The sequence below is a fragment of the Rhizobium atlanticum genome (assembly GCF_030182485.1).
In the GTDB taxonomy this organism is placed as follows: Bacteria; Pseudomonadota; Alphaproteobacteria; order Rhizobiales; family Rhizobiaceae; genus Rhizobium.
The window spans coordinates 137434-163750 of sequence record NZ_JAQJCJ010000015.1; the positions used below are offsets into that span (position 1 = coordinate 137434).

Genomic DNA, 26317 nt, shown 5'->3' on the forward strand with positions numbered 1-26317 from the left:
AAAACGCGGTACTTGCGACCTCTGCCCGCAAGACAGCTCCGTTCGGAGCAGCGGTCGCGCGGTCGTCGTTGGGAGGATCCCTTCCGGTCCAAGAGCAGCCAAATCGGCCGACGCATTCCCTCATACAGTTTCCAACTGGCACCCGCTGAATACTGCCGAGTCCAGCCCTTCAGGCGGATAAACCAACGTCGCCAGCCTCATTGAATCCGATAACCAACCTGATCTCACCTTGTCGCCAAGCCATAAAGATGGCAATTAATCATCCATGAATGTTCACTTCAGGTACAGATTAATGCTCACGTCCGACGATCTTGCCTTTTTTTCGGTCCTCACAGCCTCCAAATCCCTGGCTGAAAGCGCGAGAAAGCTCAACGTCACCCCTCCGGCGGTGACCCAGCGCCTTCGCGCGCTTGAAGAGAAAGTCGGGGTGAGGCTGATCGACCGCTCCGGACGCCACCTGCGTCTTACCGAAGAGGGCTCATTGGTCGCTTCTCACAGCGTCATCGTCAGCGATGCCATAGACTCGCTTGCCGAAGCCTTGGCTGATCGCAAGGGTGCGGTCCGCGGGCACCTCAGGGTCGCAGCACCTCACGGTTTTGGCAGGATCTACGTGGCCCCGGTCGTGGAGGCGTTTGCTCGAGAGCATCGTGGTGCCACCGCTACCCTGCAACTGTCCGACCATCCCACTGCATTGATCGTTGACAGTTATGAGGTGGTTGTTCACATCGGGACGTCCGCGCATCTGGATCAAGTGGTGACGACGCTGGCGCCGAACAAGCGAATTCTCTGCGCAAGCCCCGAATACCTCGCTTCGGCTGCGCCCATTTCTACGCCCGCCGATCTGGCGCAACATCGCTGTCTTGTGGTTCGCGAAAATGAGGAGGACGTAACGCTCTGGCGGTTCAAGGGATTGCGGCAGGAAACTGCGACAGTGCGCGTCAACCCGGTCATGTCGAGCAATGATGGCGCCGTTATTCGGCATTGGGCGCTGGCGGGTCAAGGCATCATGATGCGCTCCGAATGGGCCGTTGCAGAAGACCTGGCTGAGGGACGGCTGAGGCAGGTACTTCCCAATTGGAAGCTGCCGTCGGCCGATATCGTCGCCATCCTCGGATCACGGCACGGACGAAGTGCCCGCACCGCCGCTTTCCTGACAATGCTTCGTCAGTCGCTCAAACCACTGCCCTGGAGAGCCGATCCTCCGGAGAAGGCTGGTCAATAACCGAGGATCGATTTCGTCTCGAGATACTCTTCAAGCCCGTATACGCCATATTCGCGGCCGTTGCCCGACCGTTTGTAGCCACCGAAGGCGGCCGCTCCGTCCCAAGCCGGATAGTTGATATGGACCTGACCGGCACGAATGCGAGTGGCGACGCGGCGTGCCCGCTCCGGGTCTGAAGACTGAACATGGGCGCCCAATCCATAGATGGTGTCGTTAGCAATCGCGATTGCCTCTTCCTCGTCCTTGTAGGGCATGATCGAAAGGACAGGACCGAAGATTTCTTCACGAGCAATCCGCATGTGGGGCGTCACCTCGGAAAAGATTGTCGGTTGCGTGAAAAAGCCGCTATCAAGGCCGGCCGGCCGACCCAACCCGCCGCACAGCAGTTTGGCGCCGTCATCGATACCGGCCTGAATCATGACCTGTACCCGCTCGAACTGAGCACGATTGGCGATGGGGCCCATTTCCGTCGCCGGATCAAGCGGCGCGCCGACGCGGATGGCACGCGCAGTGGCGCTAGCCAATTCCTCGACCTCACCGAGCCGATCTGCGGGCACAAGCATGCGCGTCGGGGCGCTGCACGACTGGCCGACGTTGCGCATGCCCGCCAATACGCCCTTTGCTACCGCCTCTCTGAAATCTGCATCGGCGAGCAAAATGTTCGGTGACTTGCCGCCCAGTTCCTGCACCACCCGCTTCACAGTCGGTGCTGCCGCCTGAGCGACGAGCACCCCTGCGCGTGTGGACCCGGTGATCGAGATCATGTCGACTTCCGGATGGCTGGCAAGCGCTGCGCCTACGCTCTCGCCAGTGCCGTTGACCAGATTGAAAACGCCCGGCGGAGTGCCGGCATCATGCATCAGTTGGGCAAAGAGCAGAGCGCTATAAGGTGACAGCTCACTGGGCTTGAGGACGATGGTGCAGCCTGCTGCGATGGCCGGAGCGACCTTAGCCGTGATCTGGTAAAGTGGCCAGTTCCAAGGTGTGATCAGCGCGCAAACTCCGATCGCTTCCTTGACGGTTGCGGTGCGCCGATCAACTGTCGTGAATTGGTACTGCTTGAGAACCTCCATCTGGACACGAATGTGCTCGGCGGCAAACGGAACCTGAGAAGCCCGCGCGAAGCTGATCGCCGCCCCCATCTCCAGAACGAGCGCTTCCGCGAACGTATCGGCTCTTTCTTTCAGCAGAGAATGCATCCTGCCGAGCAGACCAAGTCTCTCCGACACAGAAGTTTGAGAAAAGGCGGCGAAGGCCTGCCGCGCTGCTGCAACCGCGAGATCGACGTCGTTAGCCCCGCCCGCAGCGATATGCCCAACAACCTGCTCCGAGGCGGGATTGACGACAGGCAGTCGGGCTGCATCCATAGCTTTCTGCCACTTCCCGCCAAAATAGAACTGGTTCTCGCATTCGCTCAGCATAATTTCACCTCACAACATTGCGGTCATTCCGAGCTGCCTTGAGAACGATGCCCGGAAAGACGTACGGGTGACAATTTACGTGGCGTGAATGGTTGCTTAAGGAGCAGGTTAACAAACGTGGATTTCCGGCGTGGCGAAGGCGGTTAAGTTCCTTCCTCAAAGGCCGCGCAGGCCACCCAGATGCGCGGCTCTTCAACCTTTCCACGACGTGCTGGACGAGATGTATTTACCACCGCGGCTGCGGCCGTTGAGAACCGGAAGACGCGCGGTCGTCTTAGGGTGCGGACTCCATGCTCGGCATAGGTCTGCCCCATCATCGCGACATCCGACAGTAGACTGATGACGGGGGCTACCAGCGCTATCTCTCTCGGTTTCGATGCGTAATCTGGGGTATCGCCGCATATGAACTTCGGCAGCCAGATGACCGTGGACGTCCGGAATCTCGATTGCCTGCGGGAGTTCTTTCTGATTGGATAAAATGGCCGTGGCAACCAGTTCTCTGAGGGCTTCGCCGGCCTCTTCGCTTGCTGCGCCCAAGTCCAGGAATGTCTCACCGTCCGAGTCGGGCACGACGTAATCAGCGTGTTTATGTAAAAATAATAGGTGGGCAACGGCCTGCACTCCCCATCTCCGGTCGTTCCCGTGCCTGGCAATCACCTGCACGTTGGCGACTGAGAAGGAGGCTTCCAGGACAGGCTTTCGCAGGGGACAATTCCCTGCAGTGTGTCGCCAAACCACATATTCACCTGCAGCTTCCGCCGAGGTAGAATACATCAGCAATTAGGATTAAGGAGCAGCCTCAACAATCCATCCTCATCCTTCACGCCGTGCTGATATGACTGAATAATTCGAGAGGCTAGGTCCTGGCGCTCCGCGTCCGCAGTGATCTTCTTCACCAATGTGACGTGATCGAACACCCTCTGACAAAGGGCAACTTCGTCATCATTCAGCACGCCTTGGGTTTGGAATACCTGGGACAGGATCATAACGCCCTCACCCCCTTTACGAAGGGTAGGGCGCAAGCGCGATGGTTCAACCCGTCTCACGGCTTGCGTTTGGGCCTGCGGCCGCCGTCAATTCTTCGAGGCGTCGGGCCGCGCGGAGCGTCGCTTGGGAGCAGACCGAAAACCTGCCTCCGCACGACCCAACTCTGGGATAGGTGGATCGCTAGGTGGAAAGGCACCCGGCGTCCACTGAAAAAACCTTATTGCCTCGCCGCAGTTCCCGGTCTTTACAAAAACGGGGGCCGCATGATCGGAATAGCAGAGGTGTGGCAGTCCCATGCGCATAAGTGCAGTTGACCACGATATTTCCAGCTGCCGTTCTTGCGGCAAGAAATCCCCGCTTTCGCGGGGATTAATAGGTGGCGCGTTTCTTAGGCATTGCGCATCTAGGCGCTGCATAACTATTCTGGCCTGGAGGGTATGTCGGCTTATAACATCGGCATTGAGGGATGTCTGAGGGGTCAGCCGGTGTGGATTGCCAGCAAATCAGCATAGACTGTCTGATTGCTCGCCAGCACCGGATGGCCATGCAGCAAAGCTTCGCCTTCAGCCGGGAAGGCTAGATGGGTTCCACCGGCCTCCTTGACGAGGCAGTATCCGGCCATGCAGTCCCAGGCACGCATATGGGGCTCGTAATAGCCAACAAGCCGGCCAGCGGCCACATAGGCGAGCATCAGGGCACCGGAACCGTTGCGGATGAAATTCCCGCCCTTGTCAAGCACAGCAGCGACAATCGCGCCTACCCTCTCCGGGGTGACATAGGAGTTGCAGCCGATGCCGGTCATCGCATTCTGTAAAGTCCGCGATGGGTCGAGGCTCAGGGTTTTGCCATTCAGGCTCGCTCCCATGCCCGCTGCCGCTGCATAGAGTTCGCCATCGCAGGGCGCGTGGATCACGCCGATTACCGGCACGCCGCGGTGCAGAACGGCAATCGATACACACCAAGTTGGCATGCCATTCACGAAGGGAGCCGTTCCGTCGATCGGATCAACCACCCATGTCAATCCCGACTGCCCTTGCTGAAAGCCGTATTCCTCACCAAGAAATCCATCTGCAGGAAAGGCTTCTGCCACGCGCTGTCGCAGGAGCGTCTCGACATCGCGGTCGGCAATTGACACGACATCCTGCAAATCCCGCTTCGTCTCGATCACCAGCGTCTCGCGGCCGGTGAAATAATCGAGCGCCATGGCGCCCGCCTCCTGCGCAATGGCTTTGGCGAGGGCGAAGCGTGTATCAAGTTCCGTCTCGTACGACATAATGCTGGTACTCCATGTGATGGTTCTTGTCGTTGGCTGTTTCAGACGAGGCGCCGCAGGCGAAGGCTAGCGAAGCGAGCGTACAACTGAATTTTCAGGCATTGATCTGCAAGCTGTCGCCTCTGTTCGTGCCGCATTGCCGCTCATGGGCATCGATGCAGTTCACGTCAATGGCGCTCATACCCGCCCGTCGGGCCGATTCAAGGCCTTGTTCGCTATCTTCGAACACGACGCACCGGTCCGGGTTTACTCCCAATAAACCGGCCGCGTGCAAAAACAGGTCTGGCGCCGGCTTTGGATGCGCCACGTCATCGATCGTGACAATGTGGTCGAAATGCGTCCACAGACCCGTCCCTTCCAGCGTCGCCGTTACAATCTCACGAGAACCGCCCGATGCAACGGCCATTGGAAGCAAGCCCGCCAACCGGCGAACGGTTGCAGCAACTGCACCAACTTCGAGCACCTTGTGCACATTCTGGAGAAAATGCGATCGCATGGCGGTGATGACGGATTCGCGATCAAGCACGACGTCGAAATCTCGCTCGAAGGCGTCCATGAGAACGCCTTCGGACATTCCTGCCTGGAGCAAATACCAATCCCGGTTCATCGGCTTGCCGGAAAGTGAAAGGCCGGCCGCCCATGCGTCCGCATAAATAGGCGGCGTGTCAACGAGTGTACCGTCGCAATCAAAAATAACAGCCTCGAAATCATTTTCGAGCGACAGAATATCAATCATTCCTATTCCTTCAGACGGGTGGGACATTGATTTGAAGCGGAGATTCCCGAAGGCGGGTTCAGTTTGGTAGAGCGGGATCGAACGCCGGTCGCCTCACAGCTTCGCCTGAGAGCTCTCACGCGCTGATAAGAGCAATGCCGCGACTTCGGAAGCCGAGCGTGGTGTCGGAAGCGACCGGCAGGATGCGGTCGACGGCATGATCGACGATGAAGAGCGTGCCGATGTCGGTTTCTACCTCGTATTCGACATGATCTCCGAGATAGGCCGAGTGCAGGATGCGGCCGCCAAGTCCCTGCCCACGTCCTTCCGAAAGCGCGATCGCGCCGGGTCGAACGGCAAGCCTTGCCGCGCCCGGCGTCGCCGCGCCCGCCGGCACGCGATGCGTGAAGCTACCAATGCGGATTTCAGCATCGTCGCCATCGATGCCGACCACCTCACATGGGATGACATTCGCTTCCCCCATGAAATCGGCGATGAAGGCGGAAGCCGGCGCTTCATAGAGGTCGCGCGGGGCGCCGGACTGGGCGATTTCGCCATCCTTCATTACGATGATGCGGTCGGACACGGCAAGCGCTTCGTCCTGATCGTGCGTAACATAGACGGCCGTGAAGCCGAGGCGCTGCTGGAGTTGGCGGATATCCGTGCGCACCTTGCGGCGCAGGCGTGCATCGAGATTTGAGAGCGGCTCATCGAGCAGCAGCACCTGCGGCTCCAGCACCAGCGCGCGGGCGACGGCGACGCGCTGCTGCTGGCCGCCGGAGAGTTCGGCGGGAAGGCGATGACCCATGCCGGCAAGGCCGACGAGCGCCAGCCCCTCCTCCGCCTTCTCGCGCGCTTGCCTGCGGCTGAGCCCGGAGGATTCCAGGCCATAGGCGACATTGTCGCGCGCATTCATATGCGGAAACAGCGCATAGGACTGGAAGACCATCGAGACATCGCGCTCGTTGGCCGGCAGCATGGTGACGTCCTTGCCGCCGATCAGGATTTTTCCGGCCGTAGGATGTTCGAGGCCGGCAAGCATGCGCAGCGTCGTCGTCTTGCCGCAGCCGGAAGGGCCAAGCAGGGTGACGAGGGTGCCGGGCTCGATGGTGAGCGACAGGTCGGCAATGGCGGTGAAGGCGCCGAACGTCTTGCGCACGTTCTGGAAGACGACGGAACCGGCTTTCTGGTTGATCATGCGATTTTCTCCTGACGAGAGGAAGCGGAGGTGGCGAGGCCAGCGACGCGGTTTTCACGGCGCAGGCGCCGTTCGCCCACGATGAGCTGGAAGCCGGCGATGACGGTGATCATCACGACGATCAGCATGGAGGAATAGGCAATCGCCACTCCGTATTCGCCATTCTCGACGAGGCCGACGATGTAGGAGGTCGCCATGTTGTACTCGGCGCTGACGAGGAAGATGACGGCGCTGATGGAGGTGATGGCGCGTACGAAGGAATAGACCAGCGCGGCGGTGATGGCAGGACGCAAGAGCGGCAGAATGACCTTGCGGATTGTGCGGAAGCTGTTGGCCCGAAGTGTCAGCGAGGCCTCATCCAAGCTCTTGTCGAGCTGGCTCATCGCCGCAATGCCGCCGCGCACACCGACCGGCATGTTGCGGAATACGAAGCAGGCGATCAGGATCAGCGCCGAGCCGGTCATCTCCAGCGGCGGCAGGTTGAAGGCCATGATGTAGCTTACGCCGATGACCGTCCCGGGGATGGCAAAGCTCATCATCAGGGCGAACTCGAAGGCATTCTTGCCGGCGAATTTCTGGCGCACGATGATGTAGGCAGTCAGCAGACCGACGGCGGCGGTCAGCGGGGCGGAGATCAACGCGATCTCCATCGTTGTCCAAAACGAGTTCCAGGCGACACCCGTCCAGGCGATCCCGTTTTCGAAGCTGATCGAGAAGGCCTTGGCGTAGTGGTCGAGCGTCAGTGAATTGTCGAGGCCCCAGGTCTTCACGAAGCCGCCGATCAGGATCATGCCGTAAATGACGAGGGTGAAGAGGATCCAGGGGATGACGACGGCGTGAACGCCGAGCGACAGCCCGCGCGGCAAGGCGATATGCGATCCACTGTCGCCCTTGCCGGTGACGGTGGCAAAATTCTTGCCCGACAGCCAGACGCGCTGGGTGAGGAAGGCGGAGAGCGTGAAGGCGAGCAGCACCATGGCGAGCACGGCCGCGCGTGATGGATCATTCTGCGAACCGACGACGGCGAAGAAGATTTCCGTCGAGAGCACGCCATGGCTGCCGCCGAGCACCAGCGGGTTGCCGAAATCGGCCATGCTTTCGATGAAGCCGATGAGAAAGGCGTTGGCGAGGCCGGGCCTCATCAGCGGCAGCGACACCCGCCAGAAGGTGCGCCAACGGTCGGCGCGCAGCGTCGTGGAGGCCTCCTCCATCGACGGGCTGACGCCTTCGACGACGCCGATCAGCACGAGGAAGGAGATCGGCGTGAAGGACAGCACCTGCGCGATCCAGATGCCGGTGAGGCCGTAGAGCCAGCGGCCGGGCTCTAGGCCGAACAGTTGCGACAGGCCCTGCGTGACGACACCGGCGCGGCCGAAGAGCAGCGTCAGCGCCAGACCGATGACGAAGGGCGGCGTAATGATCGGCAGGATCGTCAGCAGCCGCAGCCCCTTCTTGAAGGGAAAGCGCGTGCGGGTGGCGACGAGCGCGAAGGCAAGGCCGAGCAGGGTCGAGCCGAGGCCGGTCATGATGGCCAGCCATAGGGTGCGCCAGGCGACGCCGCAGCGGCCGGCGCCAATTACACAGTTGACGCTCCAGATGCTTGGATCCTGGATATCGCGGATGAAGTTATCCGCATTGAACGAGCCGTCGAAATCCTGCACCGAACCGACGAACATGCTGCCGATCGGGTAGAAGACGAAGACGGCGACGAGGAAGACCAGCAGCGCGATTGCGCTGAGGACGAAGGCATCGCCTTTCATCACGCCGCGCTCGGCAAGGCCGAGGGCGAAGAGCAGCACGAACGTGATGGAAGAGAGGACCGCACCCGCCCCCATAGCGGGCTGACCGTTCGAGAGCGGGCCGAAGAGCGTGTCGCTCACCGTCCAGTTCCAGCCGGAAAAGCCGATGGCGAGGCCCTGGAGCGAGAGGAAGAGAACGCCGATCGCCCCGGTCCAGGCGAGCACGGCGCCGCGGCGCATCGGGTCCGCCATGCCGCGAGCCGCGACTGCCAGGAGAACAAGCACGAGCACAGCGGCAAGCCACAGCCGGCCATGCGCGAAGATCTGCACGAGACCGGGTGCGGCCTCCGTGGAAAGGGGGAAGCCGGCCAGCCAACCGAGCCCGAAGAAGCCGTTCTCGATCCGATACCAGGGCAACAGGGTCAATGCGACCACGCCCAGGAGCAGGACCACGTCCAGCCTGCGATTGCCATGTCTCATGGCTGACCTCGCTATTTTTGAGTGTAAGAAGGCGGCGCCTGTGGAGGCAGGCGCCGCCCGTCAGGACATCAGTTGGCGGCGGCGCCGATTTCGTGATCCCAGCGTTCCAGCAATGCCTTCCGCTTTGCCGGTTCGCCATAGGTCTTGAAGTCATAGTCGATCAGCTTGATGTCCTCGAAGCGCGGCGCCTCCTTCGGAATGGTCGCGCTCTTGTTGGAAGGCAGCTGGAAGGATTTTGCATCCTTCATGCGCGATTGGACATCCGCTGTCAGCGCCCAGTCGTACCAGATTTTAGCATTGTCGAGGTTGCGCGCACCCTTGATGATCGACATGGAGCCGATCTCATAGCCGGTGCCTTCGCAAGGCGTGATCGACTTGACTGGGAAGCCTTCCGCCGTCTGCGCCACCGCGTCATGCACGAAGACGATACCGAGTGCCGTCTCGCCCCGTGCAGCCGCCTTGACGGGCGCCGAGCCGGACTTGGTATATTGCGAGATGTTGCCGTTCAGCTTCTTCAGGTAGTCGAAGGCCTGGTCCTCGCCCATGATCTGCACGAGAGAGGCGAGCGCCGTATAGGCGGTGCCGGAAGAATTCGGGTTGGCGATCTGGATTTCGCCCTTCAATTCCGGTGCCAGAAGGTCGGCCCAGCAGACCGGCTCCTTGTAGCCCTTGGTTTTGAAGATTTCCGTATTGTAACCCCAGCCGAGCGCGCCGGCATAGACGCCGACCGTCTTGTAACCGGAGCTTTCCGCCTGCTTCTTCGCCCAGTCGTTGAGTTCATCGAGCTTCGGCGACTTGTATTCCAGCGTCAGATTTTCCGATGCCGCCTGTAGATGCGGGTCGCCCGTGCCGGCCCACCAGATGTCGGTCTTCGGGTTGCGGGCCTCCGCGCGCACCTTGGCATAGGTCTCGCCGGACGAGAGACGCACCATGTTTACCTTGATGTCGCCATGCGCCTTCTCGAAATCGCCCTTCATCTGCTCGCAGATGACGACGTCGGCCGAGCAGATGAGGTTGAGTTCGCCGGCTGCCTGCGCCGGCAGCGCCCCGAGCGCCGTGCCGGCGAAGAGCATGAGGGAAAGGGTGTTGATTTTCATGCGGGCATCCTCCTGTTGCCTGGGTTTGATTATTCCCATGAACGAGACACAGCGGGGCCTTCGGCCTGCCCGCGGCGGCGCGTTCACGATTTCGGATTTGCTGTTTGTCTAAGGGCTCGATCAGTTCGTCGCGGCGGTTTCCGCATCGAACCTGCGGAGCAGTCGACTTCGTTCTTCCGGCGAGCCGAAGGTGGCGAAGTCATAGTCCACCATCTTGATCATCGAAATGTCAGGGGCTGCGAGCGGCAGGCCGGATTTCGCGTTGGATGGCACCTGGTTCTGGCCGGACGCCGCTCCCGTCCCCTGCCCTTCCGGGCTCAGCGCGAAATCGACGAAGCGCTTTGCTTCCTCGATGTTCCGCGCACCCTTGATGATGCTCACGGCACCGATCTCGTAGCCAGTGCCTTCGCAGGGTGCGACGATCACAAGCGGAAAGCCCGCCTGCTTCTGCGTGACGGCGTCATGCATGAAGGAAATGCCGATGAGCGTTTCTCCGCGCGCCGCCGCCTTGATAGGTGCAGATCCGGAGGGGGTGTACCGCTCGATATTGCGGTTGAGCGCGGCGAGATAGCGGAAAGCCTCATCCTCGCCGAAGAGCTGCACCAGTGTCGCAAGCGTGGTGAAGGCGGTGCCGGACGAATTCGGATTGCCGCTCTGGATACGGCCGCGATAGGCGGTATCCGTCAGGTCCTTCCAGCAAGTCGGCGCCGGCAACTTCAGCTCGCGTAAGAGATCGGCATTGTAGGCAAAGCCGAGCGCCCCGGCATAGATGCCCGCCGAGCGGCCGCCGGACATGGCGAAAAAATTCTGCGCCCAGGGCAGCATGTCGCGCTCATGGGCCGGCTGGTAGGCTTCGAGAAGATTTTCAGAGCCGGCCTGCAGATGGGTGTCTCCCGTGCCGCCCCACCAGACATCGACGGTCGGCGCATCTTTTTCCGCGCGGATCTCATTGAGGATATCGCCGGTGCTCTTGCGGGTTACCGAGATTTCGTGCCCGCTCTTTGCCTCATAGGCCGTCTTCATCGCGGCGCACCACATCTCGTCCACACCGCACAAAACAGTGAGCGACGGGGCAGCCGTGCCGGTGCCGGTGCTCGCCAGCCACAAAGCCGCGACGCTGAAAGCGGTGATGCCTCTCACGATTTCCTCCCATTGGACCTTGCGCTCCAATCTCCGCGGTCAGGATGTCACATCTGCTGCCTTGCGCAATCGAAGAATGGTTACGGTTCTTACAGCTTTGCCCGCGACGTACCCCTCAAAAATGACAAAGGTTACAAATGTGACAAAGCGCATAACACGAGCCCGCTTTGAAGATCGTGACAGCCCTGCCTATAATGGATGCGGGAGGACGTGCATGTGTTGAATGAGAGGATCAGCATTCTGATCGTCGAGGACGATCCGGACATGGCGGAGCTTATCTCCGACCTCGTGGAGGCGGAGGGGTGGACGCCGCTCACCGCGCCGTCGGCGGAGGAAGCGGCGATCGTGCTTTCGCGCGAAACAGTGCATCTCGTGCTCGTCGATCATAACCTACCCGGTACCTCCGGACGTACCTTCGCGCAGCGCCTGCGGGCTCAGACCAATATCGGCATCGTCATGGTGACGGCTGCCGGCAGCGCTGCAGACCGGGTGCTCGGCCTCGAAACGGCGGCCGACGACTATGTCGTGAAACCCTTCGAGCCGATCGAATTGACGGCCCGCATCAAGGCCGTGCTGCGCCGGACCATCCCCTCGCTGAAGCCGGAGCGGGAAAGCGAACGGGAGCACGAGCCCACGTCCCTGAAGCTCGGCGACTGGTCGGTCGATCTCAAGAGCCGCCGCGCCACCTGCCGCACCGATCCTGCCAAGTCGCTGACGAGCGCCGAATTCGCGCTGCTCGAAATCCTCGCCGAAACGCCGAACGCCCCCGTCAGCCGCGCGCACATCCTTGACCGGCTGGGCGCCGAAAGCGAGCGCTACATCGATCGCAATGTCTACGTGCTGGTGCTGCGTTTGCGTCGCAAGATAGAGCGCAATCCCGACCTGCCGCGCCATATCAAGACGCGCCGCGGCAAGGGCTATGTTCTCGACACCGACGATGGCGGGATCGCATCGTGATCAGCCGTCCCTTCCTTTCCTCCATCGCCTTTCGCCTGCCCTTCGCCATCGCTTTCATCTGTGTGCTCGTCTTCAGCCTGGCGACCATCGCCGTCTATGGCCTGCAGCGGGCTCGCCAGGAGATGGCCGCCTATGGCCTGCAGGCGTTTTCGAGTCTTGCCAAGGCCTCGCTGGTGTCGCGGCAAGTTTCCGATCTCGTGTCCAGCGCGCCCTTCCTGATGAATGCGACCTCGCCCTACCGGGTCTCCAGCGAAAGCCGCTCGGTCGTCGTGCAGGTCGATACTTTGCTGCGCGCCATGCAACCTGAAAACGACGGGGCCGTCGTGAAGGGTTTTGCGAGCAACCGTATCGTCGAGCTGCTGGAAACGATCCGTACGCAGACGACGGCGCTTGCAGGCGACGCGGAATCCGCCCAGCAGCACAAGGCGGAGGCTGCGGCAGCTCTCGGCGAGATCGCGACCGGCAGCGGCATTGCGGATGCCGACTTCCGCGGTCGGCTGAACGCCGTCGTGCAATCCGCCTCCAATTCGGACAGCCTCTTCCAACTCGGCGAGTTGCGCCGGCGCTACGTCTCCGAAACCGCGCCGCGCCTCGAACCCGCCGCGCCGGACATCCGGATAGCCGCCGCCGAGCTTGCGCCTTACGAACGGGTGTTCGAGGCACAGACAAGCTATCTCCTAGAAATGTTTGCCATTCGCGCCGCCGTCTCACGCCTGCATACGGTCTCGCGCGATCTGTCGCATGCGACGGAAACGCAAAGCGAGGCTGTTGCCCGTAGCCTCAGCGACGACCTCGTCTCGACTTCCGACGCCTTGAGCCGCATCCTGGTCATCGTCGCCGTCGCCTCGCTGCTGGTCCTGGCAATGGCCATTGTGTCCATCCGCTCCGTCATGCGTGTCTCACGCGGCATTGTCGCGCTTTCGAACGGCATGAACGCACTGGCGGAAGGGCGCAAGGATGTCGATGCGCCGCGCTATGACGGCACGGAAACCGAGCTGGTGCGCCTGCTCGAAGCCTTTCGTGCGTTCCGCGAGAGCGTCGAGCGCGTGACGCGGCTGCGGCGCACGGCGGAGGCGGCCGCGCGCACCATCCGCTCCACCTTCCGCAGCATGAACGAGGGCATCGCGCTATTCGATCCGCGCGGCCGGCCAATCACCATGAACCGGCGCGTTATCGAGCTGGTCGGCTGGACTGGTTCGGCCAGGAAACTGCCCCTCCGCAGTTTCGTGACGCCGCTGCCGGAGATCGATCCGACACTCTTGCCGGCCGAGAACGACGCCGGCCTGCTCTCCGACCGGTCCGTGCTACGCCACCGCTCCGACGCCGGCCAGGTGACGGAAGTGTCGCTATCGCGCCAACCCGACGGCGGCATCGTGCTGCTGGCGCGCGATATCACCGATATGGACCGGCAGGAGGCGGAGGCCGCAAAAATCCAACGCCTCGATGGCATCATGCGTATGACCCACCAGGTGAGCCACGAGGTCGGCAACATGATCGGCATCATCACTGGCAGCCTCGGCCTGCTGGAACGAGAGACCGGCTTCAACGACCGGCAGAAGCGGCACCTCGCTCGCATCCGCAAGGCGGCCGACCGCGGCAGGTCCTTGGCCGGGAGCATGCTTTCGATTGGCAGCCAGCAGCCGATCCATCCGGACGCGGTGGAAATCGGCACCGTGCTGCGCGGCATGGCTGACGTACTGGAAATCGCGATCGGCGAAAAATGCCAGCTTTCCTTCGAAATAGGTGGCGACCTGCCCACCGTGCTTATCGATACGGCGCTCTTCGAACAATCAATCCTCAATCTCTGCCTTAACGCCGCCGCAGCCATGCCGGCGGGCGGAACGATCCTTATCCGTTGCGCCCGTAGCGAGGCCGGCGTGACCGTCAGCGTGATCGATGACGGTATCGGCATGTCGGCCGAAGCGGTCGATAAGGCGTTCGAGCCCTACTTCACAACCCGCGATGCTGAAGGCGGCGCAGGTCTCGGCCTGGCCGTGGTATATGGCTTCGTCCGCCAGAGCGGTGGCGACGCGCGCATTGCCTCGGCGCCGGGTAAGGGAACGGTCGTGGAACTGCTGTTTCCGGCGTGAATTGCGTTCTACGCCAGCTTGTCGGGAATGGAATTACACCAAAATGCGCGTCTGCGCGGAAGAATCCTTCGCCCCGGTAAAGCCGATCATTCGCGTTTCCGGAGAGGACGAAGCGATCCGGATTGCCAATGATACCGAACATGGGCTGTCAGCGGCCGTCTTCGATTGCTGCCTATCGCATCAACGTTCTACAGCGACGGTTAAAGGCTCTCCCGTCGGCCAACTCGACATTGTCGATTCGGGCACTTCTCGAGGAATCCTGGTGCCCATAGAGACAAATGGCTGCTGCCATTAGCATCAGGATCATTCCGAACATTCCCGCCGCAGACAAAGCCTCGCCAGCGATCATAACGCCGACGGCGACAGCAACGATGGGCGACACGAACGCAAAGCTGCCCGCCCGGGCGGGCCCGATGTCACGAATAAGCTGAAGATAGATGCTGTAACCGATCAGCGATCCGAAGAGGACGAGGAACAGCCAACTCGCGACTGCCTGCCAATTCCACGGTGTCTGCAGACTTGCGGTTGCTTCGGGCTCGAAGACCAGTGAACTCAAAAACAGACCTCCACCTCCGATGAGTGTCGTGCAGCCGGATACGAGGGTACTGCCGTAACGGGTGATAAGCGGCCTGGCCAAAACAGATCCCCAGGCCGACGATACTGCACTCCAGCTGATCGCAAGAAGTCCAACAATGCCGGCTGTGCCGGAGAGGCTGGAAAATTCGACTGTGGGTGAAAACAGGAATGAGAGGCCGATCATGCCGATGATCATCGCAAGGGCTCGGGCGCCACTCCATCGTTCCTCCCCCAGCAACATTCCGAACCCGAGCAGAGCCAAGGGCGTAAGCGACATTTCGATCACGGCAGCTGTCCCGGATGCAACGAACTGCATACCCCAAAACAGCGGACCGTAGCAGAGTGTGATCATCAACAGGCTTGCAATGACAAGCCTGACCAAATCTTCACCGGCCGCAAACGATATGCGACAGGACCGCAGCGACCAGCCTGAGAGCAGAAGGCCGGCGCAAAGAAACCTTGTCGCCGCGAACATCATCGGCGGCACGGTTTCGATACCGGTCTTGACGGCGATCCACGTCAGACCCCAGACGAGGCAAACAATGAGGAACTTGATCATGTTCTTGCGAGGAGACATAGAGGGGCCCTTGCTCTGTAACGAGTAAACATTATTTATATCGTTACAATCTGGCGACCTGCTTTTTGTTCCGCACCATGGCCTCATCAATATTCGACATGCGTCTGAGCGGCGGCCATCCTGCCCTTGAACTGGTAAACACCCTCGACAGCCGCCGCGGCCGTTGGGGGCCCGATTTCCTGCGGTCGTTCGATGACGTGCTGGCGTTCGTTGAAAGGCTTCAGCTCATCGATGCAAGGGGATTGGCAAGTTTGAGGGAACGCGCGGCGGTCGATCCCGGCAAGGCAGAAGACGCCCTGGCGAATTTGATAAGGCTTAGAGAAACTATCTACACCCTATTCATTGCCGAGGATACCGATGCTCCTTATCCCGAGCCAGCATTGAGCACAGTGGTAGAAATGGCGAGAGCAGGCCGCGCAAGACAGACCCTCCTAAAGTCGAATCAGAACTTCGTCTGGGCACTCCCCTTTGACGATCTGTCCGATATTTTTCACCTATTCGCTATCGCTGCTACTGATCTGTTGACCAACCGGAGCGGCCGCCGTCGCGTGCGTGAGTGTAAGGGCGATAACTGCGGTTGGCTCTTCCTTGATCGTTCAAAGGGTGGCCGGCGGCGATGGTGCTCGGAGGCAAGTTGCGGGGTACACAGCCGAGTGAAGCGTTTTCGCGCGCACGGCGACGACCGTTGATGATGGCGGTGAGTTCATCAGTATAGGAAGCCTTGAGCGCCCCGGAGATCGGCAGATTGACGGAGGCGCGAGTGACCAGGAACATGCTGCGGCGCCTTCCCCCGACGCGTTCGAGCATATTGCGCGCCATCTGAAGCGCGTTGAGCTCCCGTTCGGCCGGCCGACGGCGGTATCTTTGGTTCCATGGCTGTAGGCAGGCAAACGCCTTCTCACCGCCACTCTCCGGTTCCACGGCGTCGGGCCGGCGACCGCGAAGAAGATGTCAAAACTCGGGATCGAGACGGTGCTGCTCTCAAGGCCGCGATCTGATACTTACGGCATAATTGGTCTGGTTTAGGAAATCGTGCGAAAGGGCTAAACAAATATACTTTGGCATAATGGCGAGGGCGCTCCAGGCAGAGTTACTGTTGCAACGGCCCTAAAAGAAACGCCCTCCCATCACGGGCCGACTTGCCGCGCCGGCGTTTTGCTTGACCGTAAGACCTTCACCCCTGCCGGCGCGGCGCCTCTTATAGCATGAAACCGCATTGCCGCAGCTTTGCTCTTCGCGGAACTGGCTTAACAACAGGCACTGGAACCTCAGTCGCGAAGATCAGCAGAGCTGCGACCGCCTCATAATCCGAAGCATAGGCTCGTTGACATGAGAGGAAAGTCGGTGAAGCTTGATTGGATCTGCGATGCCTGCACCTCCGATGGTATGCGGGCAGCATCGAAGCGAGCGGTGTGCCATGGACGACACGGTCAAAGATGCGCAGAAGACCAGGAAGAACATGTTCGGACGGAAGCGCGCTCTCGCTTCCATCGGCCAGCAAACTTCGACCGACCTTAGGTACCACGAGCCACAATCCTCCTGGAGTGACGGCGATCGCATCTTTACACGAGAGCTGATCCGGAGCGGCAACGGCGCATCAAAAGCCGTTCTGAGGGTGCAGCTTGCAGCCGAACATCCCAATCGAACCAGCCTCGACAGACTGGCCCACGAGTATCGCCTGAAAGACGAACTCGACCGGGAGTGGGCAGCCAAACCGCTGGATTTCACCACGGAAAATGGTCGTGGCGTGCTCGTCCTCGAAGATTGCGGCGGCGTGCCCCTCCCGCAGTTGATCGGACGGCACAGCCATGGCATGGCAGGCGAACTCACTGTCTTTCTGCGCCTTGCCAGGGGCATTGCGGCGGCAGTCGGCAAGGCTCACGGATGCGGCCTCATTCACAGGGACATCAAGCCGGCGAATATACTGGCGGACGAGGCGGATGGACGGGTTCGACTCACGGGCTTCGGAGTGGCATCGCATCTTTCTCGTGAGCGCCAGGCCGCCGAGCCCCCTGAGGTCATTGCTGGCAGCCTCGCATATATGTCGCCCGAACAGACCGGCCGCATGAACCGATCGGTGGACTCGCGTAGTGACCTCTACGCCGTCGGCATCACGCTCTACGAAATGATTACCGGCCAGTTGCCGTTCACTGCTTCGGAGCCGATGGAATGGGTGCACTGCCACGTTGCCAGGCGACCGGTGCCGCCGTCCGAGCGTGCAAGAGAGCTACCAGGCGTTGTCTCGGCAATCGTGATGAAGCTGCTCGCCAAGAACGCAGAGGAACGCTACCAGACGGCCGCCGGGCTAGAGGCGGATCTGCGACGTGCCCTCGTCGAGAGCGAGAAGTATGGGAGGATCTCAGAATTTCCGCTCGGGACGCGCGATGTGCCGGACAGACTGGTCATCCCCGAGCGGCCCTACGGTCGCGAACGCGAGATCGCCGCCCTGACCTCCGCATTCGACCGGGCCGTGGCGGGCGCTGGTCCGACGCTGGTGCTGGTTTCGGGTCATGCCGGCGTGGGCAAATCAATGGTCGTGAATGAGCTCCACCGCGCGCTCGTGCCGTCACGTGGGCTGTTTGCTTCCGGCAAATTCGACCAGAACCAGCGTCACATTCCTTATGCGAGCCTAGCGCAGGCCCTGCAAACCCTCGTCCGAGTGCTGCTGGGCAAGAGTGAAGCGGAACTCGCGCCATGGCGCGCTGCTTTAACCGAAGAGCTGGGCGCGGGCGGTCGGCTGCTGGTAACGCTCATTCCGGAACTTGAATCTCTCATCGGCCGGCTTCCGGCGGTTGCGGATCTGCCGCCTCAGGATGCCAAACGACGCTTCCATTTGAACATCAGGCGCCTGCTGCGCGTGTTTGCCACAGCAGAACATCCGCTTACGCTGTTTCTGGACGATCTCCAATGGTTGGACGCAGCAACGCTCGATCTGCTTGAAGATTTGTGCACCCAGCAGGATATGCGTCACCTGCTGCTCATTGGCGCCTATCGCGACAACGAAGTATCGTCCACCCATCCGCTGATCCGCCGGCTGACAGCGATCCGGAGGGCCGGTGGCCAAGTGCATGAAATCGTACTGACACCGCTCAGGCTGGAAGATCTGACCCGGATGCTGGCCGACGCTCTTCATTGCGGAAGCAAGCGTGCCCAGCCGCTTGCGCGGCTAGTGCACAAGAAAAGCGGAGGCAATCCCTTCTTCGCGCTCCAGTTCCTGAGCACGCTGCCGGACGAAGGCCTACTCGAATTCAATCACGAACAGGCGCACTGGGATTGGGATCTCGATCGCATAAGAGCGAAAGGCTATACCGATAACGTCGTGGATCTTATGCTAAGCAAGCTGCGGCGCCTGCCCGATACCACACAGGCTGCCCTGAACATGCTGGCGTGTCTCGGCAATCACGCGGCGGTTGATACCTTGGCTCTGATCAGGAGCGAAAATCACGACGCGGTTCATGAAGCCTTTTGGGCCGCGGCGCGGGCCGGACTCGTGCTGCTTGAAGAGGGCTCATCTTACCGCTTCCTGCATGATCGTGTTCAGGAGGCCGCGTATGGGCTGATCCCTGAAGATGAGCGGGCGGCAGCACATCTTTCCATTGGCCGCCTCCTGCTGAAGCATAGACCGCCGCAGGCACTCGAGGAGAATATTTTCGAGATTGTCGGCCAACTCAACTGCGGCGGCGCGCTCATCGCGCCCGGTGAAGAGCGCGAGCGTCTCGCGGACTTGAACCTTCTTGCCACTCGCCGCGCCAAGGCGTCGGCTGCATACGAATCGGCGCTGGCTTATGCCGGCACGGGTGCGGCTTACCTGCCACACGATGCCTGGGAGCGCCGATACGAACTCGCTTTCGCCCTGGAACTCCACAGGGCCGAATGCGAATTCTTGACGGGGGCACCGGCGGAGGCGCAGGCCCGCCTCGCGGAATTGGCAAGCCGAGCCGCCAGCCTCGCCGATCTTGCCCGCGTCACGCGCCTGCGCGTCGACCTTTTCATGAGCCTGGGTCGGAGCGATCAGGCCATCATATTCGGCCTCGATTACCTGCGCCGGGTCGGCATTTCGTGGTCGTCCCACCCGACCAGGAGCCAAGTGCGCCAGGAATACGCGCGGCTTTGGCGACAACTCGGGGGCCGCCCTATCGAAACGCTGCTTAACTCGCCCCCTATGGCGGACCCGGTCGCGCTCGCGACCATGGACGTTCTGACTTCACTTGTTACTCCGGCCCTGTTTACCAACGAGAATCTGCGCTGTCTCGTTATCGGGCGAATGGGCAACATCAGCCTCAAGCACGGCAACAGCGACACATCGCCTTATGCCTTCACTGCTGTGGGCACGGTGCTCGGGCCCTATTTTGGCAACTATGAAGCCGGTTTTCGGTTCGGCCTGCTCGGTCTGGACCTGACGGAAAAGCCTGGAATGGAACGCCTGAAGGCACGAGTCTACCTCGCCTTCGGTAACCTTGCGAAATCATCATCGCGTCATGTCCGCACCGGCCGTGCGCTTGCGCAGCGCGTATTCGAAACGGCACAGCAGGTCGGCGATCTCACCTACGCCGTCTTAAGCCGGAATAACCTTGTGACCTATCTTCTGGCCGCTGGCGAGCCCCTCTCACAGGTCCAGCGCGATGCGGAAGCCGGCCTGGACTTCGCGCGTCAGGCCGGCTTCGGAGTCGCCGTCGGTTTCATCAGCGGGCAGCTCCAACTCATCCGAACGCTTCGCGGGCTGACGCCGATCTTCGGATGCTTCAACGATGAAGGGTTCGACGAGCAGCAATTCGAACTTAAGACCGACGGCAAGCCGGGCAGTTGCCTGTACTGGATCCGCAAGCTACAGGCATGTGTATTTGCCGGGGATACCCTCACAGCACTTTCGGCAGCGGCGAAAGCAGAAAGCCTCCTCTGGATGACTCCCGCTATTTTCGAGCGGGCGGAATATCACTTTTACACCGGCCTTTCATTGGCCTCTGCTTTGCAAGGATCGACGACTGAAACAGCTCTTTGTCGCAAGGCCCTACGCGCTCATCGCCGGCAACTCGACACTTGGGCCGCGCACAGCCCGGAGAATTTCGCAAGCCGCGCAACATTGCTCGGCGCAGAGATCGCCCGCTTGGGAAGCCGTGAGTTGCAAGCCGAGCGCCTCTATGAACAGGCGATCCAGTTGGCGCGTGCGCACGCGCTCCCACACGACGAAGCGATCGCGTATGAGCGCGCTTCCGCCTTTTACCGGGCGCGCGGCTTCGATCAGATTGCTCGCCTGTATCTTGAAAGCGCCCGTCGCTGTTATCTCAGTTGGGGAGCCGACGGCAAGGTCCGGCAGCTCGAAGAAGCCTATCCCCAACTGCGGGATGGGCAACCGGCACCTGCTGCAACAAGCACGATCGAAGCGCCGCTCGAGCATCTCGACCTCGCCACCGTTATCAAGGTGTCGCAAGCAGTCTCCAGCGAAATCGTTGTCGAGAAGCTGATCGATACGGTGCTGCGAATGGCCGTCGAGCAGGCGGGAGCCGAACGTGGCCTTCTGATCCTGTCGCGCGGCGGTGAACCGCGGATTGCCGCTGAGGCGACGATCCGCGGCGAAGCGGTACTCATAGAGTTGCGTAATGAGCCCGTCGCCGGCGTGATGCCGGAATCAGTTCTCAATTACGTCCTGCGTATGCGGGAAATCGTCAGCCTCGACGATGCGTCGGCTGAAAACGCCTTTGCGGCCGATCCCTATATCCGCCATCGTGCGGCCAGATCCATTCTCTGTTTGCCGCTGATCAATCACGCGAAGCTGATCGGTGCGCTGTATCTGGAAAATACTCTGGCGGGCCGTGTCTTCGCGCCGGGGCGCATTCCGGTGTTGAAGCTCATCGCCTCGCAAGCCGCCAGCACGCTCGAAATCACCGGACTTTACCACGACCTGGCAGAGCGTGAAGCGCGAATAGGCCGGCTTGTCGAAGCGAACATCATCGGAATTTTTATCCGGGACATCGAAGGTCGGATAATCGAGGCCAACGAGGCGTTCCTGCAAATGGTGGGCTACAGCCGTGACGAACTCTTGGCGGGTCAGCTCCTCGATAAAGAGCTGACACCGCCGGAATGGCGCGAACGTGACGCCGAGGCCGAGGCCGAGCTCAGAGTGACCGGCAGCGTCCGCCCCTTTGAAAAGGTGTACCAGCGAAAGGACGGCGGTCACGTACCCGTGATGATCGGTGAGGCAAGTTTCGAGGGGGCCGGGAGCCAGGTCGTGGCCTTCGTGCTCGACCTGTCCGAGAGCAAGCGAGCAGAGGAGAGGCTGCGAGCAAGCGAAACTCGTTTTCGGACCTTCGTCGACCATGCCACCGATGCCTTTTTCCTCCATACCGACGATCTGACCGTCATAGACGTCAACCGCCAAGCCTGTGAAAGCCTCGGTTACAGCCGGGAGGAGTTGATTGGCATGCACCCGCGCGACTTTGACGGAGCTATCGACGAAAAGGCGCTTGCGACATTGGTGGATCGCGTCGACGCAGGACACCCAATGACTTTCGAAACACTCCACCGGCGGAAGGACGGAACAACGTTTCCGGTCGAGGTTCGCGTCGGTAAATTCCGACAGGAAGAGCAATGGTTTCGTCTTTCGCTGGCGCGTGACATCACCGACCGCAGGCAGGCCGAGGATGCCATTCAGCTTGCGCGAGCAGAACTTGCCCATGTAAGCAGGCTGACCACTATGGGGGAACTTGTAGCCTCCATCGCCCACGAGGTCAGACAGCCGCTCACCGGGCTGGTCAGCAGCGGCAATGCCTGCCTTCGCTATCTCGACGCGGATCCCCGTGACATCGTCTCCGCCCGTCGCGCCATCGAGCGCATGATCAGCGACGCTTTTCGTGCATCCGAGGTCATCGACCGGATTCGGGCAATGGCGAAGAAATCACCCGAACGCAGGGATCGGCTGAACATCAACGATATCGTGTCCGAGACGATAGCCCTGGTGTCCACGGACCTTGAACGCAGTGCGGTGTCGCTTCGTACAAACCTCTCCGACGGCTTGCCCCAGATCGTAGGGGACCAAGTGCAAATCCAGCAGGTGATCCTGAACCTTATCATGAACGCCAACGACGCGATGGCGGCGATGCCAAAAGGAGCGCGCGAACTCATCGTAAGCACTGAAAAGGCAGCACCCAACACCGTTTTAGTGGCAGTCCTCGATAGCGGCCCTATCCTCGACCCGGCGAAGATCGGCGATATATTCGAGGCGTTCTTTAGTACCAAACCCAAGGGTATGGGCATGGGCCTGACGATCAGTCGTTCGATCATAGAGGCTCACAAAGGCCAACTCTGGGCCACGCCAAACGCGCCCCACGGTGCCATTTTTCAGTTTACATTGCCAACCGAGGAGAAATAATTGATCCATGTCCGGGGCGCCGCCTGACCGGCGCAAAACTTGGGGACATGGATGAAGGAGATTGTCTACATCATTGATGACGACGCATCCGTCCGCGAAGGCCTAGGCGATCTCCTGCGCTCGGTTGGACTTGAGGTACTGACATTCGCGTCCAGCCAGGAATTTTTGGATAGTAAGCGCCCTGACGTTCCGGGCTGCATCATTCTCGATGTAAGGCTGCCGGGGCGGAGCGGCCTGGAATTTCAGAGCATGCTCCCTTCCCTTGGAATTGAGCTTCCGGTCATTTTTATCAGTGCCCACAGCGACATTCCGATCTCTGTGCGGGCGATGAAAGCCGGCGCTATCGAATTCCTGACAAAGCCGCTGCGCGAGCAGGAATTGCTCGATGCCGCCTATGCCGGGATCGAGCGCGATTGCGCTCGCAGGCAGGAAGTCGCGCTCATTGCCGAGCTTCGGTCCCGCTATGATTCGTTGACGCCGCGCGAGCGCGAGATCATGAATCTGGTGGTCGCGGGCAGCGTCAACAAGCAAATCGCTGCTCAAGTGGGCCTGAGCGAGGTGACCGTCAAGGTTCATCGCGGCCACGTCATGCAGAAGATGCAGGCGAGATCTCTCGTTGACCTGGTCCGGATGGCGGACAGCCTCGGATTGACGACGAAGCCGGCGTGGGTCAGGTAGGCTCACATATCTAGACCAAAGTATCGGGCGTCTGCCACGGGTGGATAGTCGGGGTGCCAATTCGGCTGGTCGCTTATCTCATTCGGCAATACGTTCCGAAGCCCGTCGGCTCTATCCTCTTACCAGCTGAAAAAACATGCAGAGACAGGACGCACGTTATCGCGTCTCGGTGCAAGAATCTGCGTCGGGTCCGCGCCTCCCCACCAATGGACGGACGTCATCGATGTTGATGCAACGCGAGTAACCGAAAGATCGAGGAAAGGTATCATCCATGCAACACCAGAGATACGCCCTGCAGAAGAACCTCAACATCTACTGGACGGTAATCGATACGGTTTCAGACCGGAAAGCTCTCGTCCACGGCTTCGTTATGGACATGCTTACCGCCGATGAGGGCGAAGAATTGGTCAACATGCTGAACCGTTCAGAATCCCATGCTATCCTTGCGCCTGCCCACGGGGAGCACCGCGATCGAAGACGACAGTAACTGTTCGATCGCCATCTAGCCTACCGCTCGTCCTATAGACTGTGACGAGAAGACGATAGAGGGCGCTGACACTCTAGAGGGCATCAGCGGTGGTCGAAGTAAAACCCCAAAAGCATGTGCAGCTATGCTCGACGATCAGTGGCCTGAGGGAGAAGGTTCGCGCCGATAAAGCAGTGGTTGCCGATTGGGCAGCATAGAATCGCCGAATTCATGCGCGCGGTAGCGGCATCCGGTGAGAGCTGCGGAGGCGCTGGCGAGCAGGCCGTCGTCAGCAAAGGCGCGCAACAGCTCGAAATGGAGCCGAAGGCAATCGCCATGAAGCGGACTGGAGCGGAAGCTGACAGCCAGCCGGCTAAGCGGATCTCGATCGCCTTTCCGCATTAGAGATGCGTGCCGTGTAGACTGGCAGGCAAGGTCGCGGCGTCGTTGGCGACAACCAGATCGCCAGGATCGAATAACGTCCAGAGGTGAGCCCGCGGCAGGTCGCGCATCATGCCTTCCGCCTCAACGACGAACAGCCTGGCCGATTGCCGATCGAGGTGATCAGCGGCGATCACGCGTGGGCTCCGGCGGTAAGCGCAGCGTGAGCCGACAACGCCCCGATCATCGTTTCGAGGATCTCGGCAGCGGCCAGTTTCGGGTCTTTCAAGCTCGAAGGATCAGCGTCCGGGAGCGCCAACGCGTGCAGCCGGGTGTCCATATCGACCTGTGCGCCTCGCTGACGGCCTCCACGGTGACACTGCGGGGCATTTTGGTTCTGAGATATCGGGAGAAGGAATTGCCTGCAAGGCTGCGGGGCTTTTTCGTTAACTAATTAGCAACCAAATTGCATCTTGCGGTTGGTCTGCTCATTTGCTCAGGGGTATATATTAATCTCCTAAATTGCATCACAGATGGACCGGTGTTCAATGATGGACAAAATCTCTGTCTATACGACGACTCCGTGCACGGTTCATAGCTGGTTAATCCACACTCCGAACAAGACCTTCGATTCTCTCAGGCAAGCTATCGAATATGCGAGCGAGCACGCTGACCAGCTCGACGCCCTGGAGGTCTTTGTTCACGGCAACAACAAATCTTATGACATTATTTCTGGTGATGAGCTTGCATTGCTGATCGCGCGGGTTTGCAGCCGCGCTTGAGGATTCATTTCGACCGAACGGCAATGCGATATGCTATAATCTTCGACCGTGAGAGATGGCTTTATCAAACATCAGACAGGGGCGAAGATGGGTTTGGGTGATCGAGAAAAACCGGCTACCGCCGAGCCTGCACCGCCTGCTTATGATGCGGCGGCCTTTCTTGCGGCCATTATCGAATCGTCAGATGATGCCATCATCAGCAAGAGCTTGTCCGGCATTGTCACGACATGGAACAAAGGCGCCGAGAGAATTTTCGGATATACCGCAGACGAGGCAATAGGAAAGCCCATCACCCTTGTTATCCCGGATAATCGCCTCGATGAAGAGCCCGCCATACTTACCAGAATCCAAACCGGTGAACGCGTCGATCACTTTGAAACCGTAAGACGCCGCAAAGACGGCGAACTCATCGACATCTCTTTGACAATCTCCCCGATCAGAGACGGCAATGGCAAAATTATCGGAGCATCCAAGATTGCCCGCGACGTCTCGGAGCGGAGACGGGCAGCCGAACACCGAGAACTGCTCCTCCGGGAAATGCATCACCGCGTAAAAAACCTGTTCGCGATCATCAGCAGCATTATCACTCTCGGTGCCCGGACCGCAGCAACGCCCGGCGATCTCGCCGCCAGCACCCAAGAGAAGCTCATGGCTCTGGCCCGAGCGCACGAGATAACGCTGCCAAGTCTAACCGAACAGGCCGTCGAGGTTCAGTCAGCCACGCTGTTTCAGCTTCTCTCGAATGTCCTTGCACCTTATGGTAACCGGCAATGGACGCTGAGCGGCGGGGACGTCGAGGTAGGTCCAGCGAAGATCAGCTCTCTGGCGCTGTTGTTTCACGAGTTCGCGACGAACGCGGCTAAGTACGGCGCGCTCTCTGTCAGCGAGGGTACCGTCCAGATCGCCACTGCAATTTCGCCGGACACCATCAAATTGGTTTGGCTTGAAGCGAACGGACCGTCGATTACGGACCCCACCCAAGCTCCGTCTGGCTTTGGAAGCATCCTGGAGCAAAGGATAGCACGGAGCCTTAAAATTGATATCCAGCGATCATGGAAGCCAGGGGGAGTATCCATTCAGCTTTTGCTTCCGCGCCTCGCGATCATGTAATGTCTGGACCAATGCTGGGCCATGAACAATAATGAACGTCCGTCTCTTAAATTATGTATTTG

21 protein-coding genes and 1 pseudogene are annotated in these 26317 nt (G+C 60.2%); 11 read left to right on the forward strand and 11 right to left on the reverse strand.

Annotated elements, in window-relative coordinates; translation table 11 throughout:
- Nucleotides 1–292: 292 nt before the first annotated feature.
- On the forward strand, nt 293–1222 hold the full coding sequence (locus tag PH551_RS21900; RefSeq protein ID WP_285194954.1) for a LysR family transcriptional regulator: 930 nt from the start codon (nt 293–295) through the stop codon (nt 1220–1222).
- Here PH551_RS21900 and PH551_RS21905 read toward each other — a convergent pair.
- From PH551_RS21905 to PH551_RS21940, 9 genes are all read right to left on the reverse strand, one after another.
- Complete coding sequence (locus PH551_RS21905; protein WP_285194955.1) at nt 1216–2643, reverse strand: aldehyde dehydrogenase family protein; 1428 nt, start codon at nt 2641–2643, stop codon at nt 1216–1218. The genes PH551_RS21900 and PH551_RS21905 overlap by 7 nt on opposite strands.
- A gap of 192 nt (nt 2644–2835) precedes the next feature.
- The gene (locus PH551_RS33050) at nt 2836–3417 is read right to left on the reverse strand and encodes a DUF6894 family protein (RefSeq protein WP_483315439.1); all 582 of its coding nucleotides are present in this window, start codon (nt 3415–3417) and stop codon (nt 2836–2838) included.
- Nucleotides 3417–3629: a hypothetical protein gene (locus PH551_RS21910; RefSeq protein ID WP_285194956.1), complete on the reverse strand. Its 213-nt coding sequence runs from the start codon at nt 3627–3629 to the stop codon at nt 3417–3419. Before PH551_RS21910 ends, PH551_RS33050 begins: the two co-directional genes overlap by 1 nt.
- A 479-nt stretch (nt 3630–4108) precedes the next feature.
- Complete coding sequence (locus PH551_RS21915) at nt 4109–4903, reverse strand: inositol monophosphatase family protein (RefSeq protein WP_483315440.1); 795 nt, start codon at nt 4901–4903, stop codon at nt 4109–4111.
- Between the two features lie 94 nt (nt 4904–4997).
- The gene (locus PH551_RS21920) at nt 4998–5639 is read right to left on the reverse strand and encodes an HAD family hydrolase (protein ID WP_285194957.1); all 642 of its coding nucleotides are present in this window, start codon (nt 5637–5639) and stop codon (nt 4998–5000) included.
- Between the two features lie 115 nt (nt 5640–5754).
- On the reverse strand, nt 5755–6816 hold the full coding sequence (locus PH551_RS21925; protein ID WP_285194958.1) for an ABC transporter ATP-binding protein: 1062 nt from the start codon (nt 6814–6816) through the stop codon (nt 5755–5757).
- Nucleotides 6813–9035 (reverse strand): ABC transporter permease, encoded by a 2223-nt coding sequence (locus PH551_RS21930; protein WP_285194959.1) that lies wholly within the window; start codon nt 9033–9035, stop codon nt 6813–6815. The genes PH551_RS21925 and PH551_RS21930 overlap by 4 nt, the downstream gene beginning before the upstream one ends.
- A 68-nt stretch (nt 9036–9103) precedes the next feature.
- Nucleotides 9104–10132 (reverse strand): ABC transporter substrate-binding protein, encoded by a 1029-nt coding sequence (locus PH551_RS21935; RefSeq protein ID WP_285194960.1) that lies wholly within the window; start codon nt 10130–10132, stop codon nt 9104–9106.
- 120 nt (nt 10133–10252) lie between these two features.
- Entirely contained in the window at nt 10253–11272 is a 1020-nt protein-coding gene (locus PH551_RS21940) for an ABC transporter substrate-binding protein (RefSeq protein ID WP_285194961.1), read from the reverse strand.
- Nucleotides 11273–11470: 198 nt separating this feature from the next.
- Here PH551_RS21940 and PH551_RS21945 point away from each other — a divergent pair, with 198 nt between their 5' ends.
- The 3 genes and pseudogenes from PH551_RS21945 to PH551_RS21955 all read left to right on the forward strand — a co-directional run.
- A complete protein-coding gene (locus PH551_RS21945; protein WP_483315441.1) occupies nt 11471–12229 on the forward strand; it encodes a response regulator in 759 nt (252 codons plus the stop codon).
- On the forward strand, nt 12226–14319 hold the full coding sequence (locus tag PH551_RS21950) for an ATP-binding protein (RefSeq protein ID WP_285194963.1): 2094 nt from the start codon (nt 12226–12228) through the stop codon (nt 14317–14319). The genes PH551_RS21945 and PH551_RS21950 overlap by 4 nt, the downstream gene beginning before the upstream one ends.
- A gap of 40 nt (nt 14320–14359) precedes the next feature.
- Nucleotides 14360–14482, forward strand: a pseudogene (locus PH551_RS21955) (aldehyde dehydrogenase family protein); the annotation flags it as partial.
- A 9-nt stretch (nt 14483–14491) separates the two neighbouring features.
- Here PH551_RS21955 and PH551_RS21960 read toward each other — a convergent pair.
- Nucleotides 14492–15472, reverse strand: a complete 981-nt coding sequence (locus PH551_RS21960; RefSeq protein WP_285194998.1) for a DMT family transporter — start codon at nt 15470–15472, stop codon at nt 14492–14494.
- A 65-nt stretch (nt 15473–15537) separates the two neighbouring features.
- On the opposite strand from PH551_RS21960, the gene PH551_RS21965 reads away from it, so the two are divergent.
- From PH551_RS21965 to PH551_RS21985, 5 genes are all read left to right on the forward strand, one after another.
- Complete coding sequence (locus tag PH551_RS21965) at nt 15538–16161, forward strand: CGNR zinc finger domain-containing protein (RefSeq protein ID WP_245362238.1); 624 nt, start codon at nt 15538–15540, stop codon at nt 16159–16161.
- 728 nt (nt 16162–16889) lie between these two features.
- The gene (locus PH551_RS21970; RefSeq protein ID WP_285194964.1) at nt 16890–22838 is read left to right on the forward strand and encodes an AAA family ATPase; all 5949 of its coding nucleotides are present in this window, start codon (nt 16890–16892) and stop codon (nt 22836–22838) included.
- Nucleotides 22839–22889: 51 nt separating this feature from the next.
- The gene (locus PH551_RS21975; protein WP_285194965.1) at nt 22890–23516 is read left to right on the forward strand and encodes a response regulator transcription factor; all 627 of its coding nucleotides are present in this window, start codon (nt 22890–22892) and stop codon (nt 23514–23516) included.
- Nucleotides 23517–23787: 271 nt separating this feature from the next.
- On the forward strand, nt 23788–24003 hold the full coding sequence (locus PH551_RS21980) for a hypothetical protein (RefSeq protein ID WP_285194966.1): 216 nt from the start codon (nt 23788–23790) through the stop codon (nt 24001–24003).
- Nucleotides 24004–24213: 210 nt separating this feature from the next.
- Nucleotides 24214–24387 (forward strand): hypothetical protein, encoded by a 174-nt coding sequence (locus tag PH551_RS21985; RefSeq protein WP_285194967.1) that lies wholly within the window; start codon nt 24214–24216, stop codon nt 24385–24387.
- On the opposite strand, the gene PH551_RS21990 is transcribed toward PH551_RS21985, so the two are convergent.
- Nucleotides 24384–24560 carry an S-adenosylmethionine:tRNA ribosyltransferase-isomerase gene (locus PH551_RS21990; RefSeq protein ID WP_285194968.1) on the reverse strand — a complete coding sequence of 59 codons (177 nt, stop codon included), beginning with the start codon at nt 24558–24560 and terminating at the stop codon, nt 24384–24386. The two genes, PH551_RS21985 and PH551_RS21990, sit on opposite strands and share 4 nt — an antisense overlap.
- A 351-nt stretch (nt 24561–24911) precedes the next feature.
- On the opposite strand from PH551_RS21990, the gene PH551_RS21995 reads away from it, so the two are divergent.
- Nucleotides 24912–25145: a hypothetical protein gene (locus PH551_RS21995; protein ID WP_246721686.1), complete on the forward strand. Its 234-nt coding sequence runs from the start codon at nt 24912–24914 to the stop codon at nt 25143–25145.
- 87 nt (nt 25146–25232) lie between these two features.
- Nucleotides 25233–26255, forward strand: coding sequence for a PAS domain S-box protein (locus PH551_RS22000; protein ID WP_285194970.1), 1023 nt, complete (start codon nt 25233–25235; stop codon nt 26253–26255).
- Nucleotides 26256–26317 lie beyond the last annotated feature (62 nt).

Excerpts from the sequence above, each read along its gene's own strand:
- PH551_RS21900 (WP_285194954.1), top strand. The coding sequence starts at position 293 with ATGCTCACGTCCGACGATCTTGCCTTTTTTTCGGTCCTCACAGCCTCC.
- PH551_RS21905 (WP_285194955.1), bottom strand. The coding sequence starts at position 2,643 with ATGCTGAGCGAATGCGAGAACCAGTTCTATTTTGGCGGGAAGTGGCAG.
- PH551_RS33050 (WP_483315439.1), bottom strand. The coding sequence starts at position 3,417 with ATGTATTCTACCTCGGCGGAAGCTGCAGGTGAATATGTGGTTTGGCGA.
- PH551_RS21910 (WP_285194956.1), bottom strand. The coding sequence starts at position 3,629 with ATGATCCTGTCCCAGGTATTCCAAACCCAAGGCGTGCTGAATGATGAC.
- PH551_RS21915 (WP_483315440.1), bottom strand. The coding sequence starts at position 4,903 with ATGTCGTACGAGACGGAACTTGATACACGCTTCGCCCTCGCCAAAGCC.
- PH551_RS21920 (WP_285194957.1), bottom strand. The coding sequence starts at position 5,639 with ATGATTGATATTCTGTCGCTCGAAAATGATTTCGAGGCTGTTATTTTT.
- PH551_RS21925 (WP_285194958.1), bottom strand. The coding sequence starts at position 6,816 with ATGATCAACCAGAAAGCCGGTTCCGTCGTCTTCCAGAACGTGCGCAAG.
- PH551_RS21930 (WP_285194959.1), bottom strand. The coding sequence starts at position 9,035 with ATGAGACATGGCAATCGCAGGCTGGACGTGGTCCTGCTCCTGGGCGTG.
- PH551_RS21935 (WP_285194960.1), bottom strand. The coding sequence starts at position 10,132 with ATGAAAATCAACACCCTTTCCCTCATGCTCTTCGCCGGCACGGCGCTC.
- PH551_RS21945 (WP_483315441.1), top strand. The coding sequence starts at position 11,471 with ATGCGGGAGGACGTGCATGTGTTGAATGAGAGGATCAGCATTCTGATC.
- PH551_RS21960 (WP_285194998.1), bottom strand. The coding sequence starts at position 15,472 with ATGTCTCCTCGCAAGAACATGATCAAGTTCCTCATTGTTTGCCTCGTC.
- PH551_RS21970 (WP_285194964.1), top strand. The coding sequence starts at position 16,890 with ATGGACGACACGGTCAAAGATGCGCAGAAGACCAGGAAGAACATGTTC.
- PH551_RS21975 (WP_285194965.1), top strand. The coding sequence starts at position 22,890 with ATGAAGGAGATTGTCTACATCATTGATGACGACGCATCCGTCCGCGAA.
- PH551_RS21980 (WP_285194966.1), top strand. The coding sequence starts at position 23,788 with ATGCAACACCAGAGATACGCCCTGCAGAAGAACCTCAACATCTACTGG.
- PH551_RS21985 (WP_285194967.1), top strand. The coding sequence starts at position 24,214 with ATGCGCGCGGTAGCGGCATCCGGTGAGAGCTGCGGAGGCGCTGGCGAG.
- PH551_RS21995 (WP_246721686.1), top strand. The coding sequence starts at position 24,912 with ATGATGGACAAAATCTCTGTCTATACGACGACTCCGTGCACGGTTCAT.
- PH551_RS22000 (WP_285194970.1), top strand. The coding sequence starts at position 25,233 with ATGGGTTTGGGTGATCGAGAAAAACCGGCTACCGCCGAGCCTGCACCG.